The 15,037-nt window shown below is 68.7% G+C and carries 10 protein-coding genes; 7 read left to right on the forward strand and 3 right to left on the reverse strand.

Features of this window, described 5'->3' with window-relative positions:
• Window positions 1–33: 33 nt before the first annotated feature.
• On the reverse strand, window positions 34–354 hold the full coding sequence (locus tag ACNJ7K_RS05465) for a hypothetical protein (RefSeq protein ID WP_159416976.1): 321 nt from the start codon (window positions 352–354) through the stop codon (window positions 34–36).
• A 156-nt stretch (window positions 355–510) separates the two neighbouring features.
• Between ACNJ7K_RS05465 and ACNJ7K_RS05470 the strand changes: the two genes are divergently transcribed.
• Window positions 511–2,439 (forward strand): galactan 5-O-arabinofuranosyltransferase, encoded by a 1,929-nt coding sequence (locus tag ACNJ7K_RS05470; RefSeq protein ID WP_159416977.1) that lies wholly within the window; start codon window positions 511–513, stop codon window positions 2,437–2,439.
• Here the strand turns inward: ACNJ7K_RS05470 and ACNJ7K_RS05475 are convergent.
• Window positions 2,414–2,854 (reverse strand): DoxX family protein, encoded by a 441-nt coding sequence (locus tag ACNJ7K_RS05475; protein ID WP_159416978.1) that lies wholly within the window; start codon window positions 2,852–2,854, stop codon window positions 2,414–2,416. The two genes, ACNJ7K_RS05470 and ACNJ7K_RS05475, sit on opposite strands and share 26 nt — an antisense overlap.
• A 124-nt stretch (window positions 2,855–2,978) precedes the next feature.
• Here ACNJ7K_RS05475 and ACNJ7K_RS05480 point away from each other — a divergent pair, with 124 nt between their 5' ends.
• From ACNJ7K_RS05480 to ACNJ7K_RS05495, 4 genes are all read left to right on the forward strand, one after another.
• Window positions 2,979–3,275: an SAV_915 family protein gene (locus ACNJ7K_RS05480; RefSeq protein ID WP_159416979.1), complete on the forward strand. Its 297-nt coding sequence runs from the start codon at window positions 2,979–2,981 to the stop codon at window positions 3,273–3,275.
• Window positions 3,272–3,547, forward strand: a complete 276-nt coding sequence (locus ACNJ7K_RS05485; protein ID WP_192378612.1) for a hypothetical protein — start codon at window positions 3,272–3,274, stop codon at window positions 3,545–3,547. Before ACNJ7K_RS05480 ends, ACNJ7K_RS05485 begins: the two co-directional genes overlap by 4 nt.
• Window positions 3,548–3,819: 272 nt before the next feature.
• Window positions 3,820–4,704 (forward strand): hypothetical protein, encoded by an 885-nt coding sequence (locus ACNJ7K_RS05490; protein ID WP_268654999.1) that lies wholly within the window; start codon window positions 3,820–3,822, stop codon window positions 4,702–4,704.
• A gap of 8 nt (window positions 4,705–4,712) precedes the next feature.
• Window positions 4,713–5,369: a hypothetical protein gene (locus tag ACNJ7K_RS05495; protein WP_268654998.1), complete on the forward strand. Its 657-nt coding sequence runs from the start codon at window positions 4,713–4,715 to the stop codon at window positions 5,367–5,369.
• Window positions 5,370–5,383: 14 nt separating this feature from the next.
• Here ACNJ7K_RS05495 and ACNJ7K_RS05500 read toward each other — a convergent pair whose 3' ends face one another.
• A complete protein-coding gene (locus ACNJ7K_RS05500) occupies window positions 5,384–8,161 on the reverse strand; it encodes an FAD-binding and (Fe-S)-binding domain-containing protein (protein WP_268654997.1) in 2,778 nt (925 codons plus the stop codon).
• A gap of 130 nt (window positions 8,162–8,291) precedes the next feature.
• Here ACNJ7K_RS05500 and ACNJ7K_RS05505 point away from each other — a divergent pair, with 130 nt between their 5' ends.
• Both ACNJ7K_RS05505 and ACNJ7K_RS05510 read left to right on the forward strand, forming a co-directional pair.
• Window positions 8,292–11,588 carry an arabinosyltransferase domain-containing protein gene (locus tag ACNJ7K_RS05505; RefSeq protein WP_268654996.1) on the forward strand — a complete coding sequence of 1,099 codons (3,297 nt, stop codon included), beginning with the start codon at window positions 8,292–8,294 and terminating at the stop codon, window positions 11,586–11,588.
• Window positions 11,589–11,632: 44 nt separating this feature from the next.
• Window positions 11,633–14,941, forward strand: a complete 3,309-nt coding sequence (locus ACNJ7K_RS05510) for an arabinosyltransferase domain-containing protein (RefSeq protein ID WP_268654995.1) — start codon at window positions 11,633–11,635, stop codon at window positions 14,939–14,941.
• Window positions 14,942–15,037 lie beyond the last annotated feature (96 nt).

The raw sequence follows: 15,037 nt of genomic DNA on the forward strand, positions 1-15,037 counted from the left end.
CCGTTCCGGCGGGGCAGTCGTCTTGTTCAGGGGTTACCGGACGTATCCGGTTCCGCTGTGGATCATCCCGGGCGGCCCGTAGCACCAGTGGTTGATCGACCCTTCGTTCACGAAGACGCCGTTCACGGTGCCGTCCTGTCCCGCCTCGTTCGTCGCGTAGCCGACACCCGGAGTCCCGAGGACGATGCACTGGTAGGGATCGACGCCGTGGTGGTCGTACAACCGGCCGTCGATCGGGCCGCCGGGCTCACCCGGTGCGATCACCGGATACGCCGAGGCCTGCGCCGCCCCGAAGACGAGGAGAGGTGCCGTCGCGAGCGTTGCAAGGGCCGCACGAACCGCTTTACCTGTCATGATCTGAGCCTTTCGTTCGGATTCCCCGGGCCGTACCGACGGCCCGGTTTCCCGACGCAACTTCCAGGATGAAGGTCCCGACCGGTGGACGGCGGCGTTTTTGCGGCGCGAATCGGGCCACCACTCGTCTCGCGGACGCATCTCTATGCTCGTGGGGTGCTCGCCGACACTCCTGTAGCAGTAGCCCCGTTACGCCGTGCCGTCTCGACGCTCGCGCAGTTCGTCTGCGCAGCGCTCGTCGCAGCACTCGTCGCGGCGGTGGGGCTGTTCGCCTTCGACCGCGTGCAGTGGCCGGCGTTCAATTCGTCGAACGTGACGCAGGCCGTCACCACCGTGATGCAGTTCGCGGCACTCGCCGTGCTCGGCCTCTCGATCTATCTGTTGCGTCGCCGCAGATGGGTGACGGGGGCGCGGGTGTTGTCGTGGGCGGCGCTGTCCGGCTTGGTGACCGCGACCCTCGGGATGCCGCTCGCCGCGACCCGCCTCTATCTGCACGGCATCTCCGTCGACCAGGAGTTCCGCACCCAGTTCCTCACGCGGCTGACGGACAGCGCGGCGTTGCGCGACATGAACTACGCCGATCTGCCGTCGTTCTATCCGGCCGGGTGGTTCTGGATCGGTGGCCGTGTCGCGAATGTGCTGGGCATGGACGGCTGGGAAGCGTTCAAGCCGTATGCGATCGGTTCGCTGGCGGTCGCGGCGGTCGTCGCCCTGGTGTTGTGGTCCGAACTGGTCCGCTCCGACCTGGCGGTGCTCGCCGCCACCGCGACGACGCTCGTCGTACTGGCCTACGGTTCGCCGGAACCCTACGGAGCGGTGATCGCTGTGCTGGTCGCGCCGACGTTGGTGCTGGCCTGGGGCGGTTTCCTGCCCGCTACGCGCGGTGGCCGGGTGCGACAGGGCTGGGGCGCCGTCGTGGGGACGGGCCTGTTCCTCGGTCTCGCCGCGACCTTCTACACCCTCTATCTCGGAATCGCGGCGTTCGCGGTGACGGTGATGGCCGTCGTCGCGGCGTACCTCGCGCGTCGCGCCACCGGGTCGTGGCGGGCGGTCCTTCCGGTGCTCGTGCGTCTCGTGGTGATCGCGGTGATCGCGATGCTCGTCGCGTTGATCGTGTGGGCGCCGTTCGTGTTCGACGTGCTGGGCGGTAATCCTCCGTCCGAGTCCGGTACCGCAACGCACTATCTCCCCGATGGCGGTGCGCGACTGCCGTTGCCGATGTTCCACATGTCCCTGATCGGACTGTTGTCGTTGCTGGGCACCGTGTGGCTCGTGGGCCGCGCGTCGTCGTCGCATCGGGCGCAGGCGCTCGGGCTGGGCGTGATCGCGGTCTACCTGTGGTACCTCGCGTCGATGGCGTTGACCGCCGTGGGCAACACCCTGCTCGCGTTCCGTCTCGAGGTGATCCTGCTCGTACTGCTCGCTGCGGCAGGCGCATTCGCCTTCGTCGACTTCTCGCGGTGGATCAGCCTGGCGACCAGCGAGAATCCGCGCGTGCGCAGGGTTCTCGTGGCGGTGGGCGCTCTCGGTGCGCTGGCGTTCACCCAGAACATCCCGCAGGTGCTCGGGGGTGAGATCACCGTCGCCTACACCGACACCGACGGGGCCGGTGAACGCGCCGACCAGCGACCCGCCGGTGCCGCGTCCTACTACGCCGAGGTGGACGACGTCCTGCTGTCCCAGTTGGGCGGCGAGCGTGACGACCATGTGGTCCTCACGGCCGACACATCCTTCCTCGCCTACTACCCGTACTTCGGCTTCCAGGCCCTGACCTCGCACTACGCCAACCCGCTGGCGGAATTCTCCGCGCGTGCCGCAGCGATCGAGGAGTGGTCGGAACTCTCCTCCGCCGACGAACTGCTCGCCGCGTGGGAGGAGTTGCCGTGGCGAGCCCCCGACGCCGTCGTCTTCCGACAGGGCGCCGAGGGCTACACGCTGCGTCTGGCCGAGGACGTCTACCCGAACGATCCCAATGTGCGGCGGTACACGGTGACCTTCCCCAAGGAACTGTTCGACGATCCCCGATTCACCGTGACCGAGGTGGGACCGTTCGTCGTCGTCACCGCGGCAGGCGAATCGGCATGATGCGGCGAACCCCGATGTCCCGCAACCACAATCCACCCCAGACGAAGATGCCGGTGTAGATCGGGAAGAGGGTCGTGCTGACGATCGGCTGCTCGGTGAGCAGATTCGTCGCGACGGCACCACCGAGGTAACCGGTGAGCAGAACGGCACCGAGGATCGCGGTGGGCGGCAGGACGTAGGCGATCAGGCAGATCAGCAGGACCACGCCGAACACGCGGTTGAGGCTCGGATCGAATCCGAGATCGGCCATGGCCTCCTGCACCTGCGAGACGTTGGCGATGTGGATGATCGAGTCCCACAGCAGGAACAGGACGACGAGGCCGCTGACGATCAGGCCTGCGATGCGAGCGGTGCGTGAGGGTGCCGCGGCGGTGTCGTTGCGGGTGCCGGTGGTGGATGGGGTGAAGGTGTTCATGACGACCTCCTGGTAGGTAGCGGTGCTGTCGCAGATACCGACCGGGCAGGAGCCGGAAACTCATCGCCGCTGCGGTAAGGTCTCGGCGAGTCGTACGGGGGGTACGACGGAATCGGGGGATTCGATGAGCGACGTTCTGTATGTGCCGATCCGACGCCGCGACAGCTCCGGGCAGGTCCGGCTCGAGATGCGCACCCTGTCCGACGACCGGTTGGCGTTGCCCGCCTACACCTCACTCGAGGAACTGGTCCGCTGTTGTGGACCGCAGCAGCCGTGGATGGGTGTCGACAGCAGAGGACTACAGGAGATCCATCGGACCACCCGGTACGACGTGGTCCTGCTCGACGGCCGACAACCACCCCCGGTCGAGGACGAAGACCGTCCGTTCGAGGACCCGCTCGGAAGGAGGTGGTCCCGGTGAGCATCGACATCGGCGACCTCGACGCCGTCGCGAAACTCCTGGCGACCGGAGCGATGGGAATCGACGAGCTCGGACCCGATCCCGCACCGATACCCGACGCGGGTGCCGCCACTCCGCTGCTCGTCGACGCTCTCGGGTCGATTGCTTCCGTCCTGGACGCGGCGGTCCGGTCGCTGGCCAGTGCAGCAGACGCCACCCAGGACAGTCTGCGCGCCTACCAGGACGCCGAGTCGCACACTGCTCAGGAGATCGCGAAGGCCGGTGAGGGATGAGTCTCGACACCCGAGTCTTCGGCGACCCCACCTCCTGCTACGCATGTGCGGATTCGCTCGCTGCCCTTGTCACGGGTGTGAACGACCGACTGAAGTCGGCCCGCGACGGCCGTACAGAGTCCGAATTCGAGTTCGGAAGCCCTGCGGGAGATGCGTTCCGCACGACCCTCGACCGCATCATCACCGGGACGACCGAGGCTGCAGACCAGATCGACGTGATCGCCGCTGCCCTCCGCGCATTCGCCGACGGACTCGCCACCGCCCGGTCACGCATGTCGCAGGCCGAGGAGACAGCGGCCGAAGCCGGCATTCCCGTGGAGTTCGGCGTCGGGATCGGTGAGCCACTCGACGCCGATCCGAACTCGTACGACATTGCGCTCCACACACTTCGGGCGAAGCAGATCGCGGCCTACGAGACGGCTGCGGGGCTCGTTGCGGACGGTCGCGCAGTCGAAACCGCAGCGCACAACGCACTCGCGGAAGCCTTGCGCGGGCCGACGACGATTCTGAAGGACGCAGAAGCCCAGTGGGAATGGCTCTTGGCTCATACCGTGGGCGGATACATAGCGACGACAGTCTCCGAGTTGTCGAAATGGGGAGAGCTATCCGAGACACGAGGCGCAACCCTCGCTCGGTTGCGTGAGCTTGCTGCGGAAGCGGCGCGGTTGGGTGATCCGTATCCGGAAGCCACAGCGGCCCGGGCTGTTCGGGCCTTCCAAGGCGGGGCGGACGATGCAGCGAGGTTCGCTGCGGAGAACTCTCGACTGCTTGCGGGGATCGGTGACAACAAGTTCGTCCAGTTGTTCGGAAAGAACGTCGACAGTTTCCTTCCGGAAGGGTCAGCCCTCTCGAAACTCGGATCCAAAATTCCTGTGGCCGGACTCCTGTTCACCGCTGCTCAGACCAGCAGTGATGTGATCAATGCCGAAACTACCGGAGATGCAGTCAAAGCGGTTGCGAAGGATGTCGGTGGTTTCGTCGCCGGAACCGTAGCGACCGAGTTGATACTCGCGAGTGCAGCAGGCGGTCCTGTCACCCTTCTCGCTGTCGGCGTCGGGGTCGGTGTCGCGTTCGGCGTCGGTGAAGTGATCGAACACTGGGACGATGTCTCCGGCGCTGCCGGCTCCGCGGCCCGCTGGGTAGGAAACCTGTTCTGAGGACAGCAATGAATACAACCGACCTACCTCCGATGCCAGATTCGATCACCGGTGAGCCTCGCCCGCCCCGAGCGCCCCGCATTCACAAAAGTACGGAAGACACACCAGTCAAGCGCTCCCCACGAAAGCCGCCCGAGGCACCGGATCATCTCGGCCCCACGCTCGAATGGCTCCAGCCCACCGTCCGCGACAAGTACACCAGTGCGCTTTCCATGGTCTTGCTCTTGATCGTATATCTCACCGTCATCAACGGAGACTTCCGCTGGGTCCACTGGTGGATCATGTGGGTCATCATGGCGGTAGGCGCCTGGATGATGTTTCGCGCTACCGCGAACCATTGGACCGCAGCCGGTGCCAGTTGGGTGCAATGGCGCAGCAGCTGGGTCGACACCTACCACCTCACTCGCATCCAGTTCTCTGCAGACGGCTACAGCCGTGTTCTCCGGTTGAAAGATGCCCACGGCAACGAAATTCACTCGCTCAAGATCAGTGAGATCCAGCGCAACCCCGACCTGTGGGACCTGGTCTACAACGGCATCCTCCACTCCGTCGCCTCCGGCAACTGCGATATCGACGCCAAAACCCGCCACATCCTGAAGATCCCCTACGAACTCGGGCCACGCCCAACCCGAAGCGAACGCACCAGAGGACGACGTCGCAGATGATGAGCCCGCCGCACCTACGGCAGTCGTGAGGCCAGCAACTCGGCCAGGTGCGTGCCGCGCCGCGTCGTGAGGTCGCTGAGCTGGGTACGGCACGAGTACCCGTCGGCGAGGATCACCGCGTCGTCGGATGCCGCCTCGACGGCCGGCAGGAGTTGGGTCCGCGCGACCGCTACCGACACGTCGTAGTGCCCGCGTTCGACCCCGAAGTTCCCGGCCAGGCCGCAGCAGCCGGCGAGTCGCTGCACGTCGGCACCCGCGCGTCGCAGCAGGGCAGCGTCCGCACCCCAGCCCATGACGGCGTGGTGGTGACAGTGGGGTTGCGCGACGATCCGTGTCCCGTCCAGCGACGGCGGTTCCCAGTCGGTGAGGAGTTCGGCGAGGGTCGTGGTGCTGTCGGCCACGAGACGTGCGGGCGCGGACCCGAGCAGTTCGACCACGTCGGAGCGCAGGACGGCGGTGCACGACGGTTCGAGCCCGACGATCGGCATGCCGCTGCGGAAGAGTTCGGCGACGGTGCGGCCCACGATCTTCCGGGCCTGATCGAGCTGGCCGGTGGTGATCCACGTCAGCCCGCAACAACGGGGTTCGTCGGTAATGTGCACGCTGTATCCGGCGGTCTCGAGGACACGCACGGCGGCGGCTCCGATCTCCGGGGTGAAGTACTCGGTGAAGGTGTCGACGAACAGCAACACCGGGTCGCCCGTGCGGGATCGTTGCGGGAGGGTGTCGGCGAACCACTTCCGGAAGGTGCGAGGAGCGAACGCCGGAACGTGGCGGCGTCGATCGAGACCGGCGACGGTCAAGCCGAGCGGGGCGACGCCCGGGATCCGGGCCAGAGCGTTGACGGCACGCGGCGCGCGGGAGGCGATCGCCGCCCACTGCGGCAGTCTGCCGAGACCGTAGTGGCTGGCGGGCCGTCGCCGTCCCCGGTAGGTCTGGTGCAACACTTCGGATTTGAGGGTCGCCATGTCGACCCCGGTCGGGCAGTCCGACAGGCATCCTTTGCACGACAGGCACAGCTCGAGCGCTTCGTGCACCTCCGGCGACTGCCACGACTCGTCGACGAGGTGACCGTTGAGCATCTCCTGCAGTGCCCGGGCTCGTCCGCGGGTGGAGTCCTTCTCCTCGCGGGTCGCGAGGAAGGACGGGCACATCACCCCGCCGGTGCCGGTGTTGTCGGCGCGGCACTTGCCGATCCCGGTGCACCGATGCACGGCCTGTGTGAAGTCGCCGCCGTCCTCGAGATAACGGAAGGCCAGACCCTCACGAACCTTCCGTGCGGCCGGGACGCGGAGGTCGACGTCGACGGGTCGCGGGTCGACGAGCACTCCGGGGTTGAGGATGTTCTCCGGGTCGAAGACCGACTTCACGGCGCCGAACAGCGCGAGCGCGTCGGGCGAGTACATCAGGGGCAGCAGTTCGCTCCGGGCCCGGCCGTCGCCGTGCTCCCCCGACATCGACCCGCCGTACTCGGCGACGAGTTTGCCTGCTTCGAAGAGGAATTCGCGAAACAGGCCGGGAACCTCGAGCGGGAGGTCGAGGCGGATGTGGATGCATCCGTCGGCGAAGTGCCCGTAGGGATAGCCGGTGACGTCGTATCCGGCGAGCAGTTCCTCGAAGTCGCGGAGATAGTCGCCGACGCGGTGGGCGGGGACGGCGGCGTCCTCCCATCCCGCGTGCGCGGGCAGTCCCTTCGGACTTCTCGCCGACAGGCCTGCCCCCTCCTCCCGGATGCGCCACAACGCGGCGGCCCGCGCCTGGTCCTCGACGTGCAGGACGTCGGTCGCGGCTGCGGCGTGCGCGAGCGCCTTCGCCCGGTCGCGCACTTCGTCGGCGTCGTCACCCGCCAGTTCGACGAACAGCCACGCCGCACCCGACGGCAGGGGCGGTACTGCTTCCGGCCCGCGCCGGTGCCGGACGATGTCGACGATCCGCGAGTCGAGTCCTTCGCACGCCGTGGGCCGGAAGCCGAGCAGTCCGTGCGCGGCGTTGCCGGCGGCGACGATGTCGGGATAGCCGAGTACGACCATCGTGCGGACGGCAGGATCGGCGATCAACTGCACCGTCGCCTCGGTCGTGATCCCGAGGGTGCCCTCGCTGCCGACGAACAGCTTTCGGACGTCGAATCCGTTCTCCGGCAACAGATGCTCGAGTGCGTAACCCGATACCTGCCGGCCGAAGCGACCGAATTCGGTACGGATGGTTGCGAGATCGCGCGCGACGATCTTCCGCAGCGGCTCGAGCGTCGGGTCCTCGCCGGGCAGCGACAGCGGGTGCCCGGTGCCGGTGAGCACCTCGAGCGCGACGACATTGTCGGACGTGCGGCCGTAGCCGAGCGCCCGCGCCCCGCACGCGTTGTTGCCGATCATCCCGCCGATCGTGCATCGGTTGTGGGTGGACGGATCGGGGCCGAAGCGCAGACCGTGCGGTGCCGCGGCGCGCTGGAGCTCGGCCTGCACGACACCCGGTTGCACCCGCGCGGTCCGCGTCTCGGGGTCGACGGAGAGCACCCGGTTCAGGTGACGCGAGAAGTCGATGACGACGCCGGGTCCGACGGCGTTGCCCGCGAGGGAGGTGCCGGTGCCGCGGGAGGTGAGGGGGACACCCTCGCGCCGGCACACGTCGAGGGTCGTGGCGATGTCGTCGATCGATCGGGCGCGCACCACGGCCTGTGGTGGGACGCGATAGAGAGAGGCGTCGGACGAGTACAGCGCGCGCGTGGTCGAGTCGTCGCAGACCTCCCCGGTGCCCGCCGCGCGCAGAGCGCGCCCGATCGGGGTGGAGGTCTTCATAGACAGCGATGCTAGTGGCGGGAGGTACGGCTCCGGACGTGGTCGGACAGAACCGCGGAGTACCCACGAGTAGTGCGAGCAGAGCGGCACGAGCCCGGACCGTGACGGGACTCGCCTAGCATCGACGCTTGTGCCAGCCGATACCGCTTCGCCCGGGAAAACCGATTCGTCCGACCCGACATCGCGCGTCCGCACAGCGCGGATCGTCGCGATCGTGTCGGGACTGCTCGGGTTCGTGCTGGCTCTGACCCTTCCGTTCCTGCCGGTCCGGCAGGAGACCGGCGAACTGCAATGGCCGCAGAACGGCAGCATCGACAGTGTCGAGGCGCCGCTCGTCACCTACGCCCCGCTCACGCTGCGGGCCAGCGTGCCGTGCGCGGCAGCAGCGCAGCTCGGTTCCGACGGCGGCACGCTCGTCTCGACCATCCCGTCCGGCTCCCCCGACGCCACGGCGGAGGGCCTGGTGATCCGCGCGGTACCCGGTGAGGACGGCGCCCCCGGCACCGTCGAGGCCGTCCTGCGCAACTCGGTGCTCGTCTCGGCGCCGCTCGACGAACCGTGCACGGCGGTGACCGTCGCATCGAACTCCGAACGCACCGCCGCCGAGATCGTGGGCTCCGACCCGCCGGTCGCGATCGAGCTCGAAGGCGACGAGCGACCGCAGATGGTCGGTGTCTTCAGCGACCTCACCGGCCCCGCGGGCGCCTTCGAACCCGGCGGTGACGACTCCACGGAACGGTTGTCGGTGCGCGCCGAGCTCGACTCGCGGTTCACCTCGACCCCCACGGTGCTCAAGCTCCTCGCGATGATCGTGTGCGCGCTCGCGACGCTGGTCTCCCTCGTCGCCCTGCATCGCCTGGACGGGATCGACGGGCGCCGCGCGCGCCGGTTCCTGCCGGCCCGCTGGTGGCGGTTCACCCTTGTGGACGCGATCGTCGTGGCCACTCTGCTGCTCTGGCACGTCCTCGGCGCGAACACCTCGGACGACGGCTACATCCTCAATATGGCGCGAGTGTCCGGCGACGCCGGATACATGGCGAACTACTTCCGCTGGTTCGGTGTGCCCGAGGCGCCGTTCGGCTGGTTCTACGACGTGCTCGTCGTGTTCGCGCAGGTGTCGACGGCGAGCGTGTGGATGCGCGTACCCACGCTGATCGCGGCGATCCTGTGCTGGATGGTCATCAGCCGTGAGGTCATCCCCCGGCTCGGTGTCGCCGTCCGGCACAGCCGGGTGTCGCTGTGGACGGCCGGGCTGGTCTTCCTCGCGTTCTGGCTCCCCTACAACAACGGTCTGCGCCCCGAGCCGATCATCGCGGTCGGTGCACTGCTGACCTGGTGTTCGATCGAACGCGCCATCGCGACCGGCCGCATGTTGCCGGCCGCGATCGCGGTCCTCATCGCGGCCTTCTCGCTCGCCGCCGGCCCGACCGGTCTGATCGCGGTGGCCGCGCTCGTCGCGGGGATGCGCCCGCTGGTGAAGGTGCTGGTCGCGCGTCGGCATCTCGTCGGTGTCGTCGCGCCCCTCGCGCCGATCCTCGCGTCGGGCACCGTCGTGCTCATCGCGGTCTTCGCCGACCAGACCCTCGCGTCGGTCCTCGAAGCGACCCGCGTGCGTTCGGCCGTGGGCCCGAACGTGCCGTGGTTCGACGAGCGGCTGCGCTGGGACGCGCTGCTCACCGTCTCCCCCGACGGTTCGCTGGCTCGCCGGTTCGGCGTGTTCGTGATGCTGTTGTGCCTGGTCGTGTGCGTCATGCTGATCCTGCGCAAGGGCCGCATCCCGGGCACCGCGATCGGACCGTCGCGCCGCATCCTCGGCATCGTCTTCGCGTCGTTGCTGCTCATGATGCTCACGCCGACGAAGTGGACGCACCACTTCGGTGTGTACGCGGGCCTGGCCGCGTCGGTGGCTGCGCTCGCCGCGATCGGGGTGGGCTCGGTGGGCATCCGATCGGCCCGCAACCGGGCGCTGTTCACCGCCGGGGTGTTGTTCGTCCTGGCGATGGCCTTCACGGGTTCGAACGGCTGGTGGTACGTCTCGAGCTACGGCATCCCGTGGTGGGACAAGCCGCCGTCGATCTCCGGTTACGCCTTCTCCACGGCACTGCTGGGTCTGACGGTGCTCGCCCTGCTCCTCGCCGCGTGGTTCCACCTGCGCGAGCCGTTCACGACGCCGCGGCCCGACCGCAACGGCAGGGTGCGGGCTCTGGCGTCGGCGCCGCTGACGCTGGTCGCGGCGGCGGTGGTGCTGTTCGAGGTGCTGTCGCTGCTCAAGGGCGCGGTCTCGCAGTACCCGGCCTATTCGATCGCCAAGTCGAACGCGGCGGCCCTCAGGGGCAACTCCTGCGGACTCGCCAACGAGGTGCTCGTCGAGTCCGACCCGAACGCGACGATGCTGCAGCCTCTCGACGGTGATGCGGGCGAGGCCCTGGGTGCGGGCACAGCCGTCGGTTTCACCCCGAACGGCGTGGCCCTCGACCTCACCGCCGACGCGGAGACCACCACGACCGGTGGCGCCAACACCGTCGACAGTGAGGAAGGCGGCACCACCACCTCCACCAGCGCCGGCACCGAGGGCGGTCGCACCAGCGACGAGGGCATCAACGGCAGCACCGTGAAGCTGCCCTTCGGCCTCGACCCGCAGACCACGCCCGTCCTCGGTAGCTACCGCTCGGGCGTGCAGCAGTCGGCCGAGCTCGAATCCGGCTGGTACGCGCTGCCGGAGCGCACCGACGAGACGCCGCTGCTGGTCGTGACCGCGGCGGGACGCGTCCGCTATGTCGACCCGGACGGTGTCATCACCCCGGGTCAGGACGTGCTGCTGGAGTTCGGTTCGTCGTCCGGGGACGACGTGACGCCGCTGGCGACGCTCGCCCCGATCGACATCGGCCCGTCGCCGTCCTGGCGCAACCTGCGCGTGCCGAGTGACGCGATCCCGGCCGACGCCGACGCCGTGCGGATCGTCGTCGACGACGGTGACCTCTCCCCCGACCAGTGGGTCGCGGTCACGCCGCCGCGGATGCCGCGCATGCAGACCCTGCAGGAGGTCGTCGGATCCGACGCCCCGGTCCTCATCGACTGGTCGGTGGGTCTCGCCTTCCCGTGCCAGCGACCCTTCGGGCACCGCAACGGTGTCGCCGAGGTCCCCGAGTACCGCATCCTGCCGGACCGTGTCGGGGCCGACGCGACGAACGGCTGGCAGGACGACATCGGCGGCGGACCGCTCGGCTGGATCCCGCTTCTGCTGAACGCCGAGGCCGTCCCCACCTATCTGAACCACGACTGGGATCGCGACTGGGGATCGCTCGAGCAGTACCGTCCGATCGACCCGGATGCCTCCCCAGCGGAGGTCACCACCGACGTGACGACCCGCTCCGGCCTGTGGTCGCCGGGCCGCATCCGTGACGGGGTCCCGGTCCTGCTCGAGTAAGGGCGAGTGCCGTCACACCACGTCGCCGGATACCATCGACTCCCGTGCCCGACGACGTGACGACCTCACCCGCGCCCGCTCCGACCGCCCCACGGTCGATGGGCGAGGACCTTCGCACTCGGTACCGGACCGCGCGACTCGTCGCCGTCGTCGCCGGGTTGCTCGGCATGATCTTGGCGCTGGCCACACCGTTCCTCCCGGTCCGCGTGACCGAGGCGACGATGTCGTGGCCGCAGGACGCGGCGGCGACCGACGTCGAACTGCCGTTGATGTCGCAGGTTCCCCTCCAGTTCCGGGCCACCGTGCCGTGCAGTGCCGTCGCGGAGATGCCCGGCGACGGCGGGATGCTGCTCGCGACGGCCCCCACCAACGGGCAGGACGCGGCGCTCAACGCGATGTTCGTGCGGGTCGGCGCCGAGAACGTCGACGTGCTCGACCGCAACGTGGTGGTCGCGACCGCGCCGCGCGCCGACGTCGAGTCGGGTGCGTGCAGCGAACTGCAGATCTTCTCCGACTCCGAACGCACCACCGCCGAGTTCGTCGGCCTCTCGGACGAGAACGGCAACCCGCGGTCCGGTGAGCTCACCGGCGACCTGCGGCCGCTCGTCGTGGGCGTGTTCAGCGACCTGCCCACCGCGGTTCCCGGCCTCGACGTCATCGTCGATGTCGATTCCCGGTTCACGTCGTCGCCGACGCTGGTCAAGTCCCTCGCGATGGTCCTGGCGGTGCTGTCGACGGCACTCGCGCTCGGCGCGCTGGCCAAGCTCGACGGCACGGACGGTCGCGGTCACCGCCGCTTCCTGCCTGCCCGCTGGTGGAAGTTCACCGGCGTCGACGTCGTCGTGGTCCTCACGCTCGTCGGCTGGCACTTCTTCGGCGCGAACACCTCGGACGACGGTTACCTGCTGACCATGGCCCGGGTGTCGGAGAACTCCGGCTACATGGCCAACTACTTCCGCTGGTTCGGTGTCCCCGAAGCGCCCTTCGGCTGGTACTACGACGTGCTGGCGGCGTTCGCGAAGATCTCCACGGCCAGCCCGTGGATGCGCATCCCGGCACTGATCGCCGGAATCCTGTGCTGGATGGTCATCAGCCGTGAGGTGGTGCCGCGTCTCGGCCGGGCCGTGCGGCACAACCGCATCGCACTGTGGACCGGCGGACTGGTCTTCCTCGCCTTCTGGCTCCCCTACAACAACGGTCTGCGGCCCGAGCCGATCGTCGCTCTCGGTGCGCTGCTGACCTGGTGCTCGATCGAGCGCGCCATCGCGACCGGTCGTCTGCTGCCCGCCGCGACCGCGGTGATCATCGGCGCGTTCACGCTCGCCGCGGCACCGACCGGCCTGATGTGTGTGGCCGCCCTCATCGCCGGTATCCGGCCGATGACGCGGATCATCGTGCGCCGCCACCGCGAGGTGGGCACCCTGCCACTGCTCGCACCGATCGGTGCCGCCGGGTTGCTCGTGCTCGTCGTGGTGTTCTCCGACCAGACCCTCGCCGCGGTCCTCGAGGCGACCCGCGTGCGCACCATCATCGGACCCAACGAGGAGTGGTGGAACGACTTCCTCCGCTACTACTACCTGATGGTGCAGACCGTCGACGGGTCGCTGCCGCGCCGCTTCGCGTTCCTCACGATGCTGCTGTGCCTGTTCACGACGTTGTTCGTGCTGCTGCGCCGCCGCCGGATCCCCGGCGTCGCCGTGAGCCCGACCTGGCGTCTGCTCGGCATCGTCTTCGGCACGATCTTCTTCATGATGTTCAACCCCACGAAGTGGACCCACCACTTCGGGGCGTACGCGGGCATCGCCGGATCGCTCGCGACGGTCACGGCCGTCGTGGTCTCCGCGAGCGCATTGCGGTCGCGGCGCAACCGCACGATCTTCCTCGCCGGACTGCTGTTCGTCCTGGCGGTGTCGTTCGCCGGCATCAACGGCTGGTGGTACGTCTCGAGCTACGGCGTGCCGTGGTTCGACAAGACCGTCTCGCTGAGCGGCTACCAGTCCAGCTCGCTGTTCCTGATCCTGTTCGGTCTCGCCCTCGTGCTCGTCGCGTGGCAGTACCTCCGCGAGGGGTACGCACCGCCACCGGAGTCGCCCGAGACGAAGAAGGGCCGGCGGATCCGCGCCCTCGCGGCCGCGCCGCTCACGGTCGTCGCCGCGGTGATGGTGCTGTTCGAGGTGCTGTCGCTGCTCAAGGGTGCGGTGTCGCAGTACCCGGCGTACTCGCTCGCCCGCTCCAACATCGGGGCGGTCGCCGGGCAGACCTGCGGTCTCGCGAACGACGTACTCGTGGAGGCCGACCCCAACGAGGGACGCCTCGAACCGATCATCGATCCCGCCGACCCGCCGGCGAACGACGACCCGCTCGCCGGTGCGGCGCCGCGCGGTTTCACTCCCGACGGCGTGCCGTCCGACCTGACCGCCGACTACGTCGAGGTCAAGCCGGGCCAGGGCAACACCGACAACCAGAGCGTCGGCCCGACCTTCGAGACCGGCGCGGGCGGCGGCACCACGGGTGGCTCCGGTGAGCAGACCGTCAACGGCAGCACCGTGCGCCTGCCCTTCGGGCTCGACCCGGCCGTCACCCCCGTGCTCGGCAGCTACCAGGAGGGTGTGCAGGAACCCGCCGCGCTCACCTCCAGCTGGTACGCCCTGCCCGAGATCACCGACGAGACGCCGCTGGTGATCATCTCCGCGGCCGGTCGCATCTGGTCGTACGACGACACCGGTGCCCTGACCTACGGCCAGTCGCTGCTCGTCGAGTACGGCACCCGCCAGGCCGACGGCAGCGTCGAGGCGAAGGGCACCTACCTGCCGCGCGACATCGGCCCCGCGCCGTCGTGGCGGAACCTGCGTGTGCCGCTCGCCGACCTGCCCGACGACGTCGACGCCGTCCGCATCGTCGCCAACGATCCCAATCTCACCGGCGACCAGTGGCTGGCGTTCACGCCGCCGCGCGTCCCGACCCTCGAGCGGCTCGACGCCCAGCTCGGTTCCGAGCAGCCGCTCCTGCTGGACTGGGCCGTGGGTCTGCAGTTCCCGTGCCAGCGGCCGTTCGATCACTGGGCCGGTGTCGCCGAGATGCCGAACTACCGGGTCCTCCCCGACCGTCCGCTCGCGGTGTCGTCGACCGACACCTGGCAGTCCGCCGACAACGGTGGTCCGCTCGGCTTTGCGGAGGTCCTGGCGCGGCCCGAGCAGGTGCCCACCTACCTGGAGAACGACTGGGGTCGCGACTGGGGTTCGGTGGAGCGGTACGTGCGCTTCTACCCGAATGCGCAGCCGGCCGAACTGACCACCACCGAGGTGACGAGGTCGGGTCTGTGGAAGCCCGCGCCGATGCGCGTCTACGAGTGACAGGGACCGGTCGCATCGTCGCCGTGGTGTGACCGCCCCGGGCTTCACGTACCTGCCCGGTGTCGGCAGCTGGACGGTTCCCTGATCTTCCGGCCG

It is taken from the genome of Rhodococcus shunpengi (assembly GCF_048381395.1).
Lineage (GTDB): Bacteria > Actinomycetota > Actinomycetes > Mycobacteriales > Mycobacteriaceae > Rhodococcus.

Bases quoted from the DNA above. Each gene is read 5' to 3' on its own strand.
- ACNJ7K_RS05465 (WP_159416976.1), bottom strand. From the start codon at position 354: ATGACAGGTAAAGCGGTTCGTGCGGCCCTTGCAACGCTCGCGACGGCA.
- ACNJ7K_RS05475 (WP_159416978.1), bottom strand. From the start codon at position 2,854: ATGAACACCTTCACCCCATCCACCACCGGCACCCGCAACGACACCGCC.
- ACNJ7K_RS05480 (WP_159416979.1), top strand. From the start codon at position 2,979: ATGAGCGACGTTCTGTATGTGCCGATCCGACGCCGCGACAGCTCCGGG.
- ACNJ7K_RS05490 (WP_268654999.1), top strand. From the start codon at position 3,820: ATGTCGCAGGCCGAGGAGACAGCGGCCGAAGCCGGCATTCCCGTGGAG.
- ACNJ7K_RS05495 (WP_268654998.1), top strand. From the start codon at position 4,713: ATGAATACAACCGACCTACCTCCGATGCCAGATTCGATCACCGGTGAG.
- ACNJ7K_RS05500 (WP_268654997.1), bottom strand. From the start codon at position 8,161: ATGAAGACCTCCACCCCGATCGGGCGCGCTCTGCGCGCGGCGGGCACC.